Origin of the sequence: Mesorhizobium sp. M1A.F.Ca.IN.020.03.2.1, assembly GCF_004023205.1 — a bacterium.
Classification (GTDB): Bacteria; Pseudomonadota; Alphaproteobacteria; order Rhizobiales; family Rhizobiaceae; genus Mesorhizobium.
In genome coordinates this window covers 1-1,391 of the sequence record NZ_RZSV01000462.1, presented here as the reverse complement: position 1 = coordinate 1,391, position 1,391 = coordinate 1, and the positions used below count along the sequence as shown (strand labels likewise).

Genomic DNA, 1,391 nt, shown 5'->3' with positions numbered 1-1,391 from the left:
ACCTCTTCCAGCGTCGCCCGGAAGGCCGCGACCAGATGAGTCGGCAAGTCCGAGATGAAGCCGACCGTGTCCGACAGGATGATCGGCGTGCCGTGCGGCAGGCGCACGCGGCGCAGCGTCGGATCGAGCGTGGCGAACAGCATGTCCTCCGCCAGCACCCCTGCCCCGGTCAGCCGGTTGAACAGCGTCGACTTTCCGGCATTGGTGTAGCCGACGATCGCAACTACCGGAAATGGCACCTTCTTGCGTTTTGCGCGGTGCAGGTCGCGGGTGCGGCGAACCGTTTCCAGCTCATGTTTGAGCTTGGTGATCTTGTCCTGCAGGATCCGCCGGTCGGATTCGATCTGCGTTTCGCCGGGACCGCCCAGGAAACCCGCGCCGCCGCGCTGCCGTTCGAGGTGGGTCCAACTGCGCACCAGCCGACCCTTCTGATAGTTGAGATGCGCCAGCTCGACCTGCAGGGTGCCTTCCTTGGTCCTGGCGCGCTCGCCGAAGATCTCGAGGATAAGCCCGGTGCGGTCGAGCACCTTGGCGTTCAGTTCCTTCTCGAGATTGCGCTGCTGCACCGGCGTGAGCGGATGGTCGACGATGACCAATTCCGCCTTGCGTTCCTTCACGATGTCGGCGAATTCGGCCACTTTGCCGCTGCCGAGCAGCGTTGCCGGGCGGGGATCGGTGACCGTCACCACTGCGGTGTGGACCGGGTCCAGGTCGATGGCGCTGGCAAGCCCGACCGCCTCGTCGTGGCGGGCATCCGCCGAGCGGCTCAGGCGCGGGCGGCTCGAATCGTCATCGCCCCGCGGCTGGCGCGCAAGCACCGGCACAATGACAACGGCCCGGGTCGGATCCTTGGCTTCCGGCCCAAGTTGATGTCCTTGTTTCCCGCGAACTCTGCGGTCCGCGTCCTGCTCACGTGCCAATCAGGCGCCCTGGCCTTCCTCGCCATCAAACATCTGAACCGGCTGGCTCGGCATGATCGTGGAAATGGCGTGCTTGTAGACGAGCTGGGAATGCCCGTCGCGCCGCAACAACACACAGAAATTGTCGAACGAAGTGACCACGCCGGTCAGCTTCACACCGTTGGTGAGAAAGATGGTAAGTGGATTTTTGCTCTTGCGAACTGAATTCAGGAACAGGTCCTGAAGGTTTTGCGATCGTTCCGCCATTGTTTTTGTCTTTCGCCGATCCCCGTCGGTCTGCAGGCCAATGCGCCAAATTACGCGGCGCCTGTCAAGCGCGCAAACCCCCTCTTGCCGCCTAAACGACAAGCAGAACGAGATAGTTGAGGTTCATTCCACCTTTGCGGTTATCAGGCTGGACTTTTTTCCGCAATGTCAAAAAATGCCTGCCGCAACGAAAGTGTCATGGAGCCGGGGTGGCCGTTTGCGATC

The 1,391-nt window shown here is 62.1% G+C and carries 2 protein-coding genes; both read right to left on the bottom strand.

Translation table 11 applies throughout. The features are described 5' to 3' along the window. Nucleotides 1-920 (bottom strand): GTPase HflX (hflX, locus tag EOA79_RS32045; protein WP_128293689.1); only part of this gene is annotated, 920 nt, incomplete at its 3' end. Then, nucleotides 921-1,166, bottom strand: a complete 246-nt coding sequence (gene hfq / locus EOA79_RS32040; RefSeq protein ID WP_128293687.1) for an RNA chaperone Hfq — start codon at nt 1,164-1,166, stop codon at nt 921-923. Nucleotides 1,167-1,391: the final 225 nt, after the last annotated feature.

Bases quoted from the DNA above. Each gene is read 5' to 3' on its own strand.
- hfq (WP_128293687.1), bottom strand. From the start codon at position 1,166: ATGGCGGAACGATCGCAAAACCTTCAGGACCTGTTCCTGAATTCAGTT.